This is a genomic window from Nocardia sp. NPDC058244, assembly GCF_042882065.1.
In the GTDB taxonomy this organism is placed as follows: domain Bacteria; phylum Actinomycetota; class Actinomycetes; order Mycobacteriales; family Mycobacteriaceae; genus Nocardia.
Map to the genome: position 1 here is coordinate 35,620 of NZ_JBHVWX010000003.1, position 14,111 is coordinate 49,730.

At 71.3% G+C, this 14,111-nt stretch carries 15 protein-coding genes and 1 pseudogene; 8 read left to right on the forward strand and 8 right to left on the reverse strand.

Features of this window, described 5'->3' with window-relative positions; translation table 11 throughout:
* Positions 1-16: 16 nt before the first annotated feature.
* From ACFVW6_RS09880 to ACFVW6_RS09900, 5 genes and pseudogenes are all read right to left on the reverse strand, one after another.
* Positions 17-244, reverse strand: coding sequence for a ferredoxin family protein (locus ACFVW6_RS09880; protein WP_355282102.1), 228 nt, complete (start codon positions 242-244; stop codon positions 17-19).
* Positions 244-2,909, reverse strand: a pseudogene (locus ACFVW6_RS09885) (fumarate reductase/succinate dehydrogenase flavoprotein subunit). Before ACFVW6_RS09885 ends, ACFVW6_RS09880 begins: the two are co-directional and overlap by 1 nt.
* 5 nt (positions 2,910-2,914) lie before the next feature.
* Positions 2,915-3,730: a GntR family transcriptional regulator gene (locus ACFVW6_RS09890; protein WP_378826508.1), complete on the reverse strand. Its 816-nt coding sequence runs from the start codon at positions 3,728-3,730 to the stop codon at positions 2,915-2,917.
* 66 nt (positions 3,731-3,796) lie between these two features.
* A complete protein-coding gene (locus tag ACFVW6_RS09895) occupies positions 3,797-4,780 on the reverse strand; it encodes a LysR family transcriptional regulator (protein WP_378826510.1) in 984 nt (327 codons plus the stop codon).
* A gap of 36 nt (positions 4,781-4,816) precedes the next feature.
* Positions 4,817-5,422 (reverse strand): YdcF family protein, encoded by a 606-nt coding sequence (locus ACFVW6_RS09900; RefSeq protein WP_378826513.1) that lies wholly within the window; start codon positions 5,420-5,422, stop codon positions 4,817-4,819.
* A 96-nt stretch (positions 5,423-5,518) separates the two neighbouring features.
* On the opposite strand from ACFVW6_RS09900, the gene ACFVW6_RS09905 reads away from it, so the two are divergent.
* The gene (locus ACFVW6_RS09905) at positions 5,519-6,526 is read left to right on the forward strand and encodes a YeiH family protein (protein ID WP_378826515.1); all 1,008 of its coding nucleotides are present in this window, start codon (positions 5,519-5,521) and stop codon (positions 6,524-6,526) included.
* A gap of 46 nt (positions 6,527-6,572) precedes the next feature.
* Here the strand turns inward: ACFVW6_RS09905 and ACFVW6_RS09910 are convergent, their stop codons facing one another.
* On the reverse strand, positions 6,573-8,222 hold the full coding sequence (locus tag ACFVW6_RS09910; protein ID WP_378827035.1) for a 2-isopropylmalate synthase: 1,650 nt from the start codon (positions 8,220-8,222) through the stop codon (positions 6,573-6,575).
* Between the two features lie 261 nt (positions 8,223-8,483).
* Between ACFVW6_RS09910 and ACFVW6_RS09915 the strand changes: the two genes are divergently transcribed.
* The 3 genes from ACFVW6_RS09915 to ACFVW6_RS09925 are packed head-to-tail and all read left to right on the forward strand — an operon-like array spanning position 8,484 to position 10,258.
* Positions 8,484-9,155 carry a FadR/GntR family transcriptional regulator gene (locus ACFVW6_RS09915; protein WP_378826517.1) on the forward strand — a complete coding sequence of 224 codons (672 nt, stop codon included), beginning with the start codon at positions 8,484-8,486 and terminating at the stop codon, positions 9,153-9,155.
* The gene (locus ACFVW6_RS09920; protein ID WP_378826519.1) at positions 9,152-9,937 is read left to right on the forward strand and encodes an ABC transporter ATP-binding protein; all 786 of its coding nucleotides are present in this window, start codon (positions 9,152-9,154) and stop codon (positions 9,935-9,937) included. Before ACFVW6_RS09915 ends, ACFVW6_RS09920 begins: the two co-directional genes overlap by 4 nt.
* 60 nt (positions 9,938-9,997) lie before the next feature.
* Complete coding sequence (locus ACFVW6_RS09925) at positions 9,998-10,258, forward strand: hypothetical protein (RefSeq protein ID WP_378826521.1); 261 nt, start codon at positions 9,998-10,000, stop codon at positions 10,256-10,258.
* Here the strand turns inward: ACFVW6_RS09925 and ACFVW6_RS09930 are convergent.
* Positions 10,255-10,728 carry a hypothetical protein gene (locus ACFVW6_RS09930; protein WP_357349781.1) on the reverse strand — a complete coding sequence of 158 codons (474 nt, stop codon included), beginning with the start codon at positions 10,726-10,728 and terminating at the stop codon, positions 10,255-10,257. The genes ACFVW6_RS09925 and ACFVW6_RS09930 overlap by 4 nt on opposite strands.
* Positions 10,729-10,839: 111 nt before the next feature.
* Between ACFVW6_RS09930 and ACFVW6_RS09935 the strand changes: the two genes are divergently transcribed.
* A complete protein-coding gene (locus ACFVW6_RS09935; protein WP_378826523.1) occupies positions 10,840-11,364 on the forward strand; it encodes a DinB family protein in 525 nt (174 codons plus the stop codon).
* Between the two features lie 6 nt (positions 11,365-11,370).
* Here ACFVW6_RS09935 and ACFVW6_RS09940 read toward each other — a convergent pair whose 3' ends face one another.
* Positions 11,371-12,027: an HAD family hydrolase gene (locus tag ACFVW6_RS09940; RefSeq protein WP_378826525.1), complete on the reverse strand. Its 657-nt coding sequence runs from the start codon at positions 12,025-12,027 to the stop codon at positions 11,371-11,373.
* Between the two features lie 192 nt (positions 12,028-12,219).
* Here ACFVW6_RS09940 and ACFVW6_RS09945 point away from each other — a divergent pair, with 192 nt between their 5' ends.
* The 3 genes from ACFVW6_RS09945 to ACFVW6_RS09955 all read left to right on the forward strand — a co-directional run bounded on the left by ACFVW6_RS09945 (position 12,220) and on the right by ACFVW6_RS09955 (position 14,097).
* Positions 12,220-12,894 (forward strand): PaaI family thioesterase, encoded by a 675-nt coding sequence (locus ACFVW6_RS09945; protein ID WP_378826527.1) that lies wholly within the window; start codon positions 12,220-12,222, stop codon positions 12,892-12,894.
* Positions 12,895-13,092: 198 nt separating this feature from the next.
* Positions 13,093-13,869 carry a GntR family transcriptional regulator gene (locus tag ACFVW6_RS09950; RefSeq protein ID WP_357349787.1) on the forward strand — a complete coding sequence of 259 codons (777 nt, stop codon included), beginning with the start codon at positions 13,093-13,095 and terminating at the stop codon, positions 13,867-13,869.
* Positions 13,870-14,097 (forward strand): ferredoxin family protein, encoded by a 228-nt coding sequence (locus tag ACFVW6_RS09955; RefSeq protein WP_019046727.1) that lies wholly within the window; start codon positions 13,870-13,872, stop codon positions 14,095-14,097. It begins immediately after the preceding gene.
* The last annotated feature ends 14 nt before the right edge of the window (positions 14,098-14,111 follow it).

Consider the following 14,111-nt stretch of genomic DNA (forward strand, 5'->3'; position numbering starts at 1 on the left):
TCGATCCGTTCTTCTTCTAGCGCAACAGGAACGGGATGTTGACGGTGACGGCGCCGACCGGGCAGCGCGCGGCGCACGGCCCGCAGTACCAGCACTCGTCGACGTGCATGTAGGCCTTGCCCGATTCCGGGTGGATGGCGAGGGAATCGAGCGGGCACATGTCGACGCACAGCGTGCAGCCGTCGATACAGGTGGCCTCGTCGACCGAGACGGGGACATCGAGACGGGCATTGACCAGGGCCATCAGAGTTCCTTTCCAGAGTTGGCGATACCGATGCGGGCGAAGGCGCGGACGTCGGCGTCCGGGTCGTCGAGTGCCCGCTGCAACGCCGTGGTGATGTCACGGCGTTCGGCGATCCGTTCGGCCAGTGCGCGCACCGCCGCCTTACGGACATCGAGGTTGGGGTCGGAGACGGCCGACAGCAGTGGCGCCGCCGCGAGTTCGGGGTCGGCCGCGGCCAGGGCGACCGCCGCGCCCTGCCGAACCTGCCAGGCCGGATCCGTCATCGCCGCGGTGGCGACGGCGGCGGCCTGGTCGTCGCACCCGGTGCCGGCCAGGCTCGCCAGCGCGGCGGCCCGGACCAGTGGTTCCGGGTCGCCGGCCAGGGTCAGCAGGGTGACGGCACCGCGCGGGTCACCGACGGCGGCAAGCCCTTTCGCGACACCGATCCGGACGTTCTGGTCCTCGTCGGCCGCCGCGGTGGCGAGTTCGTCGATGGCGTCGACCGAGGTGAGTCCGCCGACGACGGTGCGCCGCACCGTCGCGTTGGGGTCGGCCAGCCACCCGAGCAGGTCCCCGGCGCTCGCCCTGCGGTGCCGCCACAGCGCCTCGATCGCGGCCGAGCGCACCGCCGGTTCCGGCGCGGCGACGCAGTCCCGCAGGGCCGCATCGAATTCCGGTCCGGGGACCAGCACCTCGAGCAGTTCGGTGAGCAGCCCGATCGCGGTGTGCCGGACATCGACGTCGGCATCGGCAAGGGCGCCGGCGATGATCGGCGCCGCCGCGGCCCAGTCCTCGGTGGTCTCGCTGAGCACCGACAGGGCGGTGCGCCGGACCTCGGGATCGGGGTCGGCGAGGTACGGGGTGAGGTCGTCGAGTTCCGGGCACTCGTCGGCCAGGTCGAGCAGGGTCAGCAGGCGCGCGCTCATCGGGCACCCCACGCGCCGACGAGGTCGGGCGCGGCGACATCGGCGACGCCGTCGGGCCGGACGAAACCGGGGACCGGCACGATGTACGGGGCGACCGGGCGGGTGCGGAACTCCATCGACCCGCTCGCGCCGCGATAGAGATTGAGGTGGCAGAACCATTCCGCGTCGTCGCGGGCGGGCCAGTCGGCGCGCTGGTGGTAGAGCCCCCACCGGCTTTCGGTCCGGCGCAGGGAGGCCCGGGCCGCCATCTCGGCGCAGTCGCGGATGAAGCTCACCTCGGCACAGCGCATCAGTTCGTGCGGCGTCTGCCCGCCCATGGCGGCGATCTCGGCGTTCATCCGCTCGAAGGCGGCGACACCGAGCGCGAGGTAGGACTGCGCTTTCGGCGGTTGCAGGTAGTCGTTGACGAAGCGGCGCAGCTTGTATTCCACCTGCGGCTGCGGCGGGCCGTCGGGATTGCCCAGCGGGCGGTAGATGAGGTCGTGGGCGGCCTCGATCTGGTCGGCGGGCAGTTCCGGATGCGTCGCGCCGCGGGCGAAGGCGCTCGCGTGCTCGCCGGCGATGTCGCCGTAGACGAAGGCGCCGATCATGTAGTTGTGCGGCACCAGCGCCATGTCACCGGCGGCGTACAGGCCGGGGACGGTCGTCGCGGCGTGCTCGTCGACCCAGACTCCCGACGCCGAATGCCCACTGCACAAACCGATCTCGGAGATGTGCATCTCGATGTCGCCGGTGCGGTAGTCGGTGCCGCGGCCCTCGTGGAAGGTGCCGCGGGTGGGCCGCTCGGTGGTGTGCAGGATGCCTTCGATCTCGCGGATCGTGGCGTCGGGCAGATGGCTCAGCTTGAGGTAGATGGGCCCGCGCGCGCTGTCGAGTTCGCGTTTGACCTCGGCCATCATCTGCCCGGACCAGTAGTCGCAGTCGACGAACCGATTGCCCTCGGAGTTGACCTGGTAGCCGCCGAACGGGTTCGCGACGTAGGCGCACGCGGGTCCGTTGTAGTCCTTGATGAGTGGGTTGATCTGGAAGCATTCGATGCCCGACAGTTCGGCGCCCGCGTGGTAGGCCATCGCGTAGCCGTCCCCGGCGTTGGTGGGGTTCTCGTAGGTGCCGTAGAGGTAGCCCGAGGCGGGCAGCCCGAGGCGGCCGCACGCGCCCGCGGCGAGGATCACCGCGCCCGCCGAGATGGTGACGAATTCCCCGGTGCGCGTGTCGAATCCGACCGCGCCGACCGCGCGCCCGTCGACGGTGAGCACTCGTACCGGCATCACCCGGTTGGAGATCGTCACCTTGGCGCGCACATCGCGGGCCCGCAGGGTGCGGTAGAGCACCTTCTTCACGTCCCGGCCCTCGGGCATCGGCAACACGTACGAGCCGGATCGGTGCACCTTGCGCACCGCGTATTCGCCGTGTTCGTCCTTCTCGAACTTGACGCCGTACCCCTCGAGGCGCTGCACCATCTCGAAACCGCGCGTGGCCGTCTCGTAGACGGTGCGCTGGTTGACGATGCCGTCGTTGGCGACGGTGATGTCGGCGACGTAGTCCTCCGGGCTGGCCTTGCCGGGCACCACGGCGTTGTTCACGCCGTCCATGCCCATGGCGAGCGCGCCGGAGTGCCGCACGTGCGCCTTCTCCAGCAGCAGCACGTTCGCGCCGTGCCGGGCCGCGGTGAGCGCGGCCATCGTTCCCGCGGTGCCGCCGCCGACGATCAGAACGTCGCAGACGAGCTCGCGCCGGTCGGTGAGCGATGGGATCTGCATGAGGATCAACCCCTTTCGTGGGAATCGCGGGTGACGGTGCGTCGCGGGGTCACCGGGACGCGGTCCAGCCGCCCGGACAGGGAGAACCGGTCACCGCGATAGCGGATGTATTCGAGATCGACGGGCCTGCCGGAATCGGTGGAGGTGAGCCGCTCCAGGAACAGCAGCGGGGAGCCCGCCCGGACTTCCAGCAGCCCGGCGACGGTCGGATCGGCGGCGACCGCCTCGATCGCGACCGCGGCCGAGCCCAGCGGCAGCCCGAGTCCGGCTTCGAGCAGGCCGAACACGTCACAGCCGGTGAGGTCCTTGTCGAGCAGTGGGATGCCGACGTCGGCGGTCAGATAGCTGGCGTCCAGCGACAGCGGGGCGCCGTCGAGGTAGCGCACCCGTTCCAGCGCGACGACCGGGTCGCCCGCCTCCAGTTCGAGCCGTTCGGCGACCAGCGGCGTGGCGGGCACGACTTCGGCGAGCAGGACCCGGTTCACCACCCGGTCGCTGCGGGTCTCGAAGGTCTCGGCCAGGCCGCGCAGGCGGTCCAGGCCCTGCACCGCCTTCTCGGCGACGACGAACGTGCCCGCGCCCGGCACCCGGTCGATCAGGCCTTCGTCGCGGAGCAGGGTGAGCGCGTCGCGGACGATATTGCGGCTGGTGGCGAAGTCGGCGGCGAGCTGGGCCTCGGCGGGCAGCGGCCGGGTGCCGTAGACGCCGCTGCGGATGCGGGCGCGCAGGACGTCACGGATGCGACGGGCCGGTGCGCTGCGGCGGCCCGCGCCCGGATCGGGGGGCCGGGGCCGGGCCGAGGAAAAGGGAGTGGCTGTCATGCGGCACATGCTCCGAACGCCGCGTTACGGCGGACGTTTCGGGCAATTACCGGATAGTTACGCCAGTTAGCGCTGCGGCTCCACGCCCTCTACCTGCGGCGATGCACCCTGGATCGGGAGTCCCACCACCGGCGAGCGGGCGATCTCGAGTTGCGCGGCCCGGTCGACGAGCAGTTCGCCGGGCCCCGAGGGCGGGGTGGTGCGGCGCCAGATGGCCCGGAATTTGCGGGTCAGCCGGGCGGCGTCGGCACACGGCACCGCCACCAGCGCGCCGGTCGCCAGATCGGGCGCGGCGATCAGGCGGCTCAGGACGGCGGGGGCCATGCCGGTGCGGGCCGCCGCAACGATGGCCGCGGCCGAGCCGAGTTCGGCGGCCGGTCCCGCGGGGGTCGCGGCGGTGCTGAGCAGGTCCCAGACGGTGTCGCGGGTGCCCGAGCCGGGTTCGCGCCACAGCAGGGCGGTGCCGGCGAGTTCGGCGAGCGCGACCGGGGTGGTCCGGCGCGCCCAGGGGTGGTCGGGCGCGACCACGACGACCAGGTCGTCGGTGCCGAGCACGCGGCTGCCGAGCCCGGCGGGCGGATGCGGGCCCTCGACGAAGCCCAGATCGGCGACGCCGTCGCGCACGAGCGCGGCGACCTGGGTCGAGTTCTCCACCTCCAGCGAGATCAGCACCTCGGGATGGTCGGTGCGCAGCGCGGCCAGCCAGTGCGGAATACGGTGGTCGGCAATCGTTTTCGAGGCCGCGATGCGCAGCCGTGGCGCGGCTGCGGCGCGCAGCCGGTCGACATCGTCGACGAGATCGCGCACCGCGGCGAGCACGATCCGCGCGTGCTCGACCACGGCGTGGCCCGCGTCGGTCAGCGCGGAGCCGGTGGGCCCGCGGTCGAGCAGCTTGACCCGCATCCGCCGTTCCAGGGCGCGGATCCGCATGCTGGCGGCGGGCTGGCTGATGCCGTGGCGGCGGGCGGCCGCGCCCAGACTGCCCAGCTCGGCCACCGACACGAGGAGGTCGAGGACCTCCAGGTCGGGGGTTCCGGGTGGCAGGGTCATGCGCCGATTATGGGCGACGCGCGCAGGCGCGCCGCATCAGGCACTCTCGTCGTCGTGTTCGGCCCGGTATCGGCCGCGCAGATTCCGGATCACCCCGTAGAGCGCGACCACCGGTTTCAGCGGCATCCATTCACCGAAGCGGTACTCCCCGCTCCGCACCAGCCGCACGGCCAGTTCCGGGCTCTGCTCCCAGAGATAGTCGCGCCCGGTCGCGGCGTGCGTGGGCAGGGAGACGATCTTGATCCGGTCGGCGTCCTTCAGGAACGGAATCGCGAAAGCGATGTTCTCCCAGGTGGATCGGCTCGACTCCTCGAGCACGAGGTCGCCGTGATAGCCCCGCTCCCCCGTGGCGTAGTCGGCCATCAGCGCCGCCTCGGAGACCGGTCCGGCACACGCGCCGCCACACAGGACCAGCCGGGATTCGGTGGCCGACGGGTCGATCGAGCGCAGGCCCGCGCGCACCCGCCACCGGTTCATCGCGTTGGCCCGCGGACCCGCGTCCCGATAGCCGAGCACCACGACCGCCTCGGCCCCTGGGCCCGCCGAGCCGACGCGCCGGCGGGAGGCGCGCCAGTTCGCCCACTCGCCCCACAGCATCACTGCGATTGCGGCGGTCAGCGCGAGCCGGGTTCGTGTCCGCACTCTTCCAGGAAACCACACCTGCCCATAAGTCAGTCTTATGGGCACCCAGGAAACCGGCCTCTACCTGGAAGTCTGCGGCGCGGCGAAGGTGAAGGAGTGAACCGAGTACGCACCTTCGCTCCCGGCCTGGCCCTCGCCGCGCTCCTGGCCACCGTGGCCATGCCGATCGGCAAGGCTCTGCCGATGATCGGCGCGCCCGTGCTGGCGCTGGCCGCGGGCGCCGTCGCCGGAATGGTGCTGCGTCGCCGGGACGCGACGGGTGCGACGTTCGGTCCGGGCCTCGACGTCGCCCGGCAGCGGCTGCTCGGCGCGGCGATCGTGCTGCTCGGGCTCGGCCTGCCGCTGGGCTCGGTGATGAGCGTGGGCAAGGAGACCGCCGTCGTCCTGCTCGGCACGCTGCTCGTCGGCGCGGTGGCGGCGTTCTTCGTCGGCCGGATGCTGGCGGTCGACCGGGAGTCGGCGACATTGGTGGCGGTGGGCACCACGATCTGCGGCGCGTCCGCGATCGCCGCCGCCACCGCGGTCCTGCGGCCGGACAAGCAGCGCGTCGCCTACGCGCTCGGCACCATCTTCGTCTTCAATGTCGCCGCGGTCCTGGTGTATCCGCCGCTCGGCCGTGCGCTCGGACTCTCGCAGGAGGCGTTCGGGCTGTGGGTGGGCACCGCGATCAACGACACCTCCTCGGTGCTGGCCGCCGGTGTCATCTTCGGCGCCGGTGCCGCGCATTTCGCGGTGATCGTGAAGCTGGTGCGCAGCCTGGCGATCGTCCCGCTGTGTATCGGCCTGCATGTCGGCCGCCGTCGCCTCGCCGCGGAGACCGGTGTCCCCGCGGGCTCGCTGCGTCAGGCGTTCCCGCTGTTCGTCGTGTTGTTCCTGGCCGCCTCGATCATCGCCGGGCTGGGCATCCTGCCCGGCGCGGTCACCGCCCCGCTGGCCACCACCAGCGGCTGGCTCATCGCCGCGGTCCTGGCCGCGATCGGCACCTCGTTGAGTGTCGAGCGACTGCGCAGCGCGGGGGTGCGGCCACTGGTCCTCGGCGGCGCGCTCGGCCTGATCCTCGGCATCGCCAGCCTCGGCCTGATGTACCTCACCGGCTGGTGCTGACCGGTCTCTCGTGGGACGGCCCCGGGGCCGCCCACGAGACCGTCGGCTAGATCGTCGCGTTCACCGCGTTCAGCACCGCCGCCAGAGACGCCGTGAGCACCGAGGTGCCGCGCCCGAAGGCCCAGGCGGTGCGCCCGGCCCGGTACTCCAGGTAGCTGACGGCGGCGCCGTCGTCCACGGAATGCTGGGTCAGGCCCAGGATCTCGATCGGATGGCCGACGGCGGCGAGTGCCGCGACGACCGCGTCGACCGGTCCGATGCCGTCCCACACCGAGCGCACCTCGCGACCGTCAACGGCGAGGACGATCTCGGTGGTCGCGTCGGTGATCTGCCACCGCGCCAGTACGATCCGCGGATCGGTGACCGTGTAGGCCTGCTCGAACAACGTGAACAGGTCCTTCGCGGTGACCTCGGCGCCGGTCCCGTCGGTGTACCGCTGCACCCGCCGGGCCAGGTCGATCTGCAGACGACGGGGCAGGTCCAAGCCGTACCCGGTCTGCAGCAGGTAGGCGATGCCGCCCTTGCCGGACTGCGAGTTCACCCGGATCACCGCGTCGTAGGAGCGACCGATGTCGGCGGGGTCGATCGGCAGATACGGTACCTGCCACGGTGATTCGCGCTCGGCGAGCCCGGCCGACGCCGCCGCCGCGCGATGATGCGCCAGCCCCTTGCGGATCGCGTCCTGATGAGTGCCCGAGAAGGCGGTGTGCACGAGATCGCCGACATAGGGATGCCGTTCGTGCACGGGCAGCCGGGTGCAGTACTCGACCGTGCGACGGATCTCGTCGATGTCGGAGAAGTCGATCATCGGGTCGACGCCCTGGGCGTGCAGGTTGAGCGCCAGCGTCGCGATGTCGACATTGCCGGTCCGCTCACCGTTGCCGAAGACACAGCCCTCCACCCGCTGCGCGCCGGCCAGCAACGCCAGTTCGGCGCAGGCGATGCCGGTGCCCCGGTCGTTGTGCGGGTGTACCGACAGGATCACCCCGGCGCGCCGGGCCAGGTTCCGGTGCATGTACTCGATCTGGTCGGCGTAGACGTTCGGCGTCGCGACCTCCACCGTCGCGGGCAGATTCAGCGTCACCGGCCGCTGCGGGCAGGCCTGCCACAGCTCGCTCACCGCGTCGCAGATCTCCAGCGCGAAGTCCGGTTCGGTCAGGGTGAACACTTCCGGCGAGAACTGGAAGCGCACGTTCGGCAGATCACCCGCCGTGGCGAGCACATCGCGGGCCCCGGCCAGGATCAGCGCCCGCACCTGCTCGCGAGACTTGCCGAGCACCACCTCCCGCCAGACCGGCGCGGTGGCCGTGTACAGGTGGATCACCACCTCGTTGGCGAGGCCGCGTACCGACTCGACGGTCCGCTCGATCAGATCGCGCCGGGCCGGGGTGAACACGACGACCGTCACGTCCGGTGGCGCGATCGGAGTGCGCGCCAGCAGGCGGACGAAATCGAAGTCGGTCTGCGAGGCGGACGGATACCCGACCTCGATCTCCTTGTACCCCATGGCGATCAGCAGTTCGAAGAACCGGCGTTTGCGGTCGGGGTCCATCGGTTCGGCCAGCGCCTGATTGCCGTCGCGCAGGTCGACGGGCACCCACAGCGGGGCGGTGGTGATCCGGGCATTCGGCCACTCCCGGTGTCCGGCCAGTACTTCCACGCGCCGATGGACATCGCGATAGCGGTGCGAGGGCATGGCCGAGTGCCGCTGCCGATTCCAGGCGGGTGCGCCGGCGCCGACCGCGCCGCTCGGAGTTGTCAGGGTGGGAAAAGGGGTCATGACGGTGCTGCTTCCTGGCCGAACGGCCACGAGACGACGGCGACCGGCCACGACAGAGCCCCACGGCGGGGCGGCCGGTCGGTCAGGCCCCGCCGTGGCGGCGGAGGAGCAGCGCGGTGTGCGTCATGATGGGTACACTTCTACCACAACTCCTCAGACAAGTAGAGAGGTTTACCGGTGGTTGCACAGGTCAGGCGCCAGCCGCTGGCCGCTCAGGCGGCCGAACTCCTGCTGGCGCGGATCCGCGCCGGCGAGTGGCCGCTGGGCCACCGATTACCGGGCGAGACGCTGCTCGCCGCCCAGCTCGGCGTCGGCCGGTCGACGCTGCGGGAGGCGATCCGGGAGCTGGCGGGCAAGGGCGTGCTCGACAGCAGGCAGGGCGCGGGGGTGTTCGTCACCGCGCTCGATGTCAGCGAGGACTGGGACGTCGTGCTGCGCGGGGCGACCATCGCGGCGGTGATCGAGGCCCGCATCGCGATCGAGGCCGAGGCCGCGGCACTGGCGGCACAGCGCCGCACCCCGGCCGACCTGCGCGCCATCCGCCGCGCGCTGGCCGGGCGCCGCGCCGACGGCCAGACCGTGGCCGAGCACGTCGACGCCGATATGGCCTTCCATCGCGCGGTGATCGTCGCCGCCCACAACGACGTGCTGACCCAGCTGTTCGACAGCTTCCTGCCGCGCCTGCGCCTGGCCATGATCGACATGCTGGAACTGCGCCCGGTCGCCTCCGAGCAGGCCGACCACGCCGCGCACGAACAGCTCACCCAGGCCGTCGCCGACCGGAACCCCACGGCGGCGGCCGCGTTCAGCCGCACCCACCTGTCCGCCCTGAAGGAGGCCTTCGCATGACCGGCGCGCCCGTGATCGAACTCGACGAGGTGACCTTCCGGCGGGAGGGCAAGAAGATCATCAACGGCATCTCGCTGACTGTGCGGGCCGGGGAGCACTGGGCGCTGCTCGGCCCCAACGGCGCGGGCAAGAGCACCCTGCTGGGCTTCTGCGGCGCGGTCACCTTCCCCACCACCGGCGCGGTGCGGGTGCTCGGCGAGCAGTTCGGCCGGGTGGAGCTGGCCCGGCTGCGGCGCTCCATCGGCCACGTCAATCCGCGCCATCCGCTGCGCTACGCGCTCACCGTTCGCGAGGTCGTGCTGACCGGCATCACGGGCACGATCGACACGCCGATGCGCTGGTCCCCCACCACCGACGACCTGGCCCGCGCCGACGCGATCATCGACACCCTCGGCCTGACCGGTCGGGCCGCCGACATCTGGCCGACCCTGTCGCAGGGCGAGCGCGGCCGGACCCTGATCGCCCGCGCCCTGATCAGCGGCCCCCGCGTGCTGCTGCTCGACGAGCCGTCCACCGGCCTGGACCTGGCCGCCCGCGAACAACTCCTGACCACCATCGACTCCCTCGACCGCACCCACCCCGAGGTCGCCTCGGTGCTGGTCACCCACCATCTCGAGGAGCTGCCGAGCAGCACCACCCACGCCCTGCTCATCGCCGACGGCCGCACCGTCGCCACCGGCCCGGCCGCCGAGGTCATCACCACCGACCATGTCTCCACCGCCTTCGCCCACCCCATCGAGGTGCGCTACGACGACGGCCGCTGGAGCGCCCGCGCCCGCTGACGCCCCGCCCGGCGGTTACGATCGCGGGACATCGCATGTCGGGATCGACAGGAGGATGTCATGAGGATCGGGTACCGGATCGTCGCCGCCACGGGCGCCACCGTGGCACTGCTCGCCGCGGGCACGGGCATCGCCGCCGCTGAGGACACCACGCCACCGAAAGATCCCCTGGTCGGGTTCATCGAGTCGTGGCCGCCTGCCCCGCCGGGGTGTGACCGGGTCTGGGACCCGATCGAAGACGCCGTCGAGGATTCCGTCCCGGCCTTCGCCGAGCCCGCGTTCGACGCCTTCGACGACTGGTGCGAGGGCGACGCGGACTAGTCCGGGTCGGGGTCGGCCGCCAGGAGTTCGTCGGCTCTGGCCAGCGCGCGGTCGAGATCGTCGGTGACGGCGTCCAGCACCGAGATGCCGTCGAGCATCTCGGTCAGTTCGGCGCGCAGGGCGTCGAGTTCGGCGATCGCGGGATCGACGGTGGTCCAGGCGACGGTGTCGCGCCACCAGCGGTCCTGCTGGACCCAGGACCAGACGACATCGCGCACGAGCAGGGCGTCGGTGGTGAACAGCTGACGGCGGTCGCCGCCGTCGGTGTGCTCGAGCTCGTAGGTGCCGTCGTCGAGGAACCTGGCCTGGATCCGCTCGGTGGCGGTGCGGGTCAGCAGCAGGAACGGGTGGTCGGGGGCGGGGTCGGTGGCCGCGGTGCCGGGATCGGCCGGGTCGACGGCCCGTGGCGCGCCGGAACCGTCGCCGAGGTGGACCACGACCGCCGGCGATTCGTCACGCTGCGCACCCATCCGGTCAGTGTGCCGGATCGAGGGCGGACGGGACCAGGGGTCCCGGTGAATCGGTGCCGGGCGACGGTAATCGGACTGCGCCGCGCGGCGGCGGGCGGTACCGTCGGCCCGATGACGTGGACAGCGCCCGAAGTCATCCCGACCCGCACGCTGGTCGGGGTGGCGGAACGCCCGATGTTGCAGTCCTGGTTGGACTTCCATCGCCAGAGCCTGCTGAACAAATGCGGCGGCCTCGACCGCGATCAACTCGCCACCCGGTCGGTCCTCCCGTCCACGCTGTCGCTGCTCGGGCTGATCCGCCACCTCACCGAGGTCGAGCGCGGCTGGTTCCGGGTCTCGGCCGCCGGGGAGCCCGTCGACCCGGTCTACGGGTCCGAGACGGAACCGGACGCCGACTTCGACGACCTCACCTCGGTGCCCGCCGAGGAGGCGTTCGCGCTCTTCCACGCCGAGGTCGCTGCCTGCGACGCGGCGGTGGCCGACCTGCCGCTCGACCACGTCTTCCATGTTCCGTGGCGGTCCGACGGCTACAGCCTGCGCTGGGTGTACCTGCACATGATCGAGGAGTACGCCCGGCACAACGGCCACGCCGACCTGCTGCGGGAGCGGATCGACGGCGTCACCGGCAGTTTCTGACCCGGCTCAGGCGGTCCCGGTGATCACCTCGGTGGTCAGCTGATCGAGATCGTCGATCACCACGGCGGCCAGCGCCAGCGCGTCGGGCACCGGCGGGAACTCCGGACGGGGATCGGCGATCACCCGCATGCCCGCCGCGTGCGCGGAGCGCAGGCCGTTGGTCGAATCCTCCACGGCGGTACAGCTGTCCGGCTCGACGCCCAGGCGCTGGGCGATGGTGAGGTAGACGTCGGGCGCGGGCTTGCCGCGGCCGACCTCCTCGGTCGACAGGATCGCGGAGAAGTACTCGAGCAGCCCGGACTTCGCGAGCACCAGGTCGATCAGGGAGCGCGGCGACGAACTGGCCAGCCCGAGTTTCCACTGGCTCGCGCACCGCTGCACCGCCTCGACGGCGCCCGGCAACAACGGCACGTGGTGGGCGTACTTGTCGGCCATCAGATCGATGACCTTGGTCGAGAGGTCGTCGAGCGGCATGGCGACGCCGAGGTCATCGCTCATGTACGCGGCCCATTCCTGGGTGCTCATGCCCATCATCCTGCGTTGCGAATCCGGTTGCCACCGGCCACCTTTGAGGTCGACGTAGTCGTGCCGGACCTGTTCCCAGAGGGGCTCGGAATCGATCAGCACGCCGTCCATGTCGAACACAACCGCCGCGATACCCATGCGCTCAGCCTTTCGCCGTTCATCCGCCGGGCACCACGCGGGCGCGCCGACTCTCGGTACGTACAGACCTGCTCGGTGATCGCCGACCAGCCTAATAGAGGAGCGCCTGCGGCGGTGAGCCGTGTCACGAGCGCGTACACAAGTGGGACACCGAACGCGAACATCCAGCTCCGCAGCGATAACGTGTTGCATATGGACGATACACAGGTCGGCAACTCGCTGCCGGACGCAGAGCACCACGAGGGCGGTTTCCGGCCGGTCGCCGAGCTGATCCAGCAGCGCAGGCAGGCGATGCAGGACCAGACCATCGGCGGCCCGCACTACGGCGAACTGATCGAACAGGTGCGCGAGCTGATGGACCGGGCGCGCCTGCTCAACCCGTCCGACGAGCTGGCCAAGGAGACCATCGCGACGCTCGAGCAGCTCAACGCGCGCCTGGACGCCGCGGTCGTGGACGAGTGGTCGGCGCCGAGCTGGACCCGCACCGATCTGCCCTCGCGCGGCAACATCACGCTGCCGCCGTACACGGTGTCCAGCGCCGACGTCGACGGTGTCACCGCCGAGCTGACCTTCCGCACCTTCCACCTGGGCGGCAACAGCGCCGCGCACGGCGGCCAGATCGGCGTCGCGTTCGACGACATCCTCGGCATGACCGCCGCGGTGCACACCAAGGCCGTCACCCGGACCGCCTCGCTGACGATCGACTACCGCTCGATCACCCCGCTCAACAAGAAGCTCACGGTCCGCGCGTGGGTGGAGCGGACCGACGGCCGCAAGGTGTACCTGCGGGCCACGATGCACGACGGCGAGCGCCTGTGCGCCGAGGCGAACGGGCTGTTCATCCTCCTCAAGCCCGGTCAGCCCTGATCGGTCCCGGCCGCCGGGCGACATTGCGATCGACGTGATCCGAATGTCGCCCGCACCGGCCGGGGTGGCGCAATACCGCCGCCGACGCCGATCGCCGCAGGTCCCGGCGACGGTCACCCGGCGCAGAAACATCCCCTGAATCCGGGCCCGATTCGCGTCGGGCTCGGGGCCGCATAACGGCCGCTATCGTCGCTGTTCATGCAGGTCAGCGAGAAAACGGCAGCCGCCGATCCCACTCCGATCCGAGGCCAGCGCGCCGATCGGGCGCGCCGGGTGGCCGATATCCTGCGCCACCAGATCCTGGCCGGCGCGGTCCAGGGCGCGTTGCCCGGCGAGCAGGAGCTCGCCGCCGAGCACGACACCTCCCGCAACACCGTCCGCGAGGCACTGGCGCTGCTGCGCGACGAGGGCCTCATCGATCGCGCGCCCAAGGTCGGCACCCGCGTCGCCGCCCGCAAGTACGACCACGGCCTCGACGCCCTGCTCGGCCTGCAGGAGACACTCAAGGAACACGGCACCGTCCGCAACGAGGTGCGCGCGGCCACCCACATCACCGCGCCCCCGGCCGTCGCGCGCAGGCTCGGCCTGGCCCCCGGCGACCGCGTCGTCTACATCGAGCGGCTGCGTTTCCTCGCCGACCTGCCGCTGAGCCTGGATCTCACCTACCTCGCGCCCGATGTCGGCGACGCGGTACTGGCCAACGACCTCGAGACGACCGACGTGTTCGTCCTGCTCGAGCAGGTCACCGGCCAGTCGCTCGGCGCGGCCGACCTCGCCCTGGAAGCGGTGGCCGCCGACCCGCACACCGCGACCACCCTCGACACCCCCGCCGGCGCCCCGTTGCTGATGCTCGAGCGCCTCACCCACCTCGACGACGGCAGGCCCGTCGATCTCGAATACATCCGCATGCGCGGTGACCGCATCACCATGCGCGGCAGCCTCACCCGCAGCGCACCCGAATGGAAGGTCCTCTAGATGGCGCTCGTCCCCCAGCGTGCCGACGTCCCCGTGACGATCGACGAATCGCTGTGCATCACCGGCTGCACCCTGTGCGTCGACATGTGTCCGCTCGATTCCCTTGCCATCCACGAGGATTCGGGCAAGGCCTACATGCACGTCGACGAGTGCTGGTACTGCGGGCCGTGCGCGGCCCGCTGCCCCACCGGCGCCGTCACCGTCAACATGCCCTATCTGCTCCGCTGAACCCGGGAATCCAC

Bases quoted from the DNA above. Each gene is read 5' to 3' on its own strand.
- ACFVW6_RS09950 (WP_357349787.1), top strand. From the start codon at position 13,093: ATGCAGGTCAGCGAGAAAACGGCAGCCGCCGATCCCACTCCGATCCGA.
- ACFVW6_RS09890 (WP_378826508.1), bottom strand. From the start codon at position 3,730: ATGACAGCCACTCCCTTTTCCTCGGCCCGGCCCCGGCCCCCCGATCCG.
- ACFVW6_RS09945 (WP_378826527.1), top strand. From the start codon at position 12,220: ATGGACGATACACAGGTCGGCAACTCGCTGCCGGACGCAGAGCACCAC.
- ACFVW6_RS09895 (WP_378826510.1), bottom strand. From the start codon at position 4,780: ATGACCCTGCCACCCGGAACCCCCGACCTGGAGGTCCTCGACCTCCTC.
- ACFVW6_RS09920 (WP_378826519.1), top strand. From the start codon at position 9,152: ATGACCGGCGCGCCCGTGATCGAACTCGACGAGGTGACCTTCCGGCGG.
- ACFVW6_RS09955 (WP_019046727.1), top strand. From the start codon at position 13,870: ATGGCGCTCGTCCCCCAGCGTGCCGACGTCCCCGTGACGATCGACGAA.
- ACFVW6_RS09910 (WP_378827035.1), bottom strand. From the start codon at position 8,222: ATGCCCTCGCACCGCTATCGCGATGTCCATCGGCGCGTGGAAGTACTG.
- ACFVW6_RS09880 (WP_355282102.1), bottom strand. From the start codon at position 244: ATGGCCCTGGTCAATGCCCGTCTCGATGTCCCCGTCTCGGTCGACGAG.
- ACFVW6_RS09940 (WP_378826525.1), bottom strand. From the start codon at position 12,027: ATGGGTATCGCGGCGGTTGTGTTCGACATGGACGGCGTGCTGATCGAT.
- ACFVW6_RS09935 (WP_378826523.1), top strand. From the start codon at position 10,840: ATGACGTGGACAGCGCCCGAAGTCATCCCGACCCGCACGCTGGTCGGG.
- ACFVW6_RS09930 (WP_357349781.1), bottom strand. From the start codon at position 10,728: ATGGGTGCGCAGCGTGACGAATCGCCGGCGGTCGTGGTCCACCTCGGC.
- ACFVW6_RS09925 (WP_378826521.1), top strand. From the start codon at position 9,998: ATGAGGATCGGGTACCGGATCGTCGCCGCCACGGGCGCCACCGTGGCA.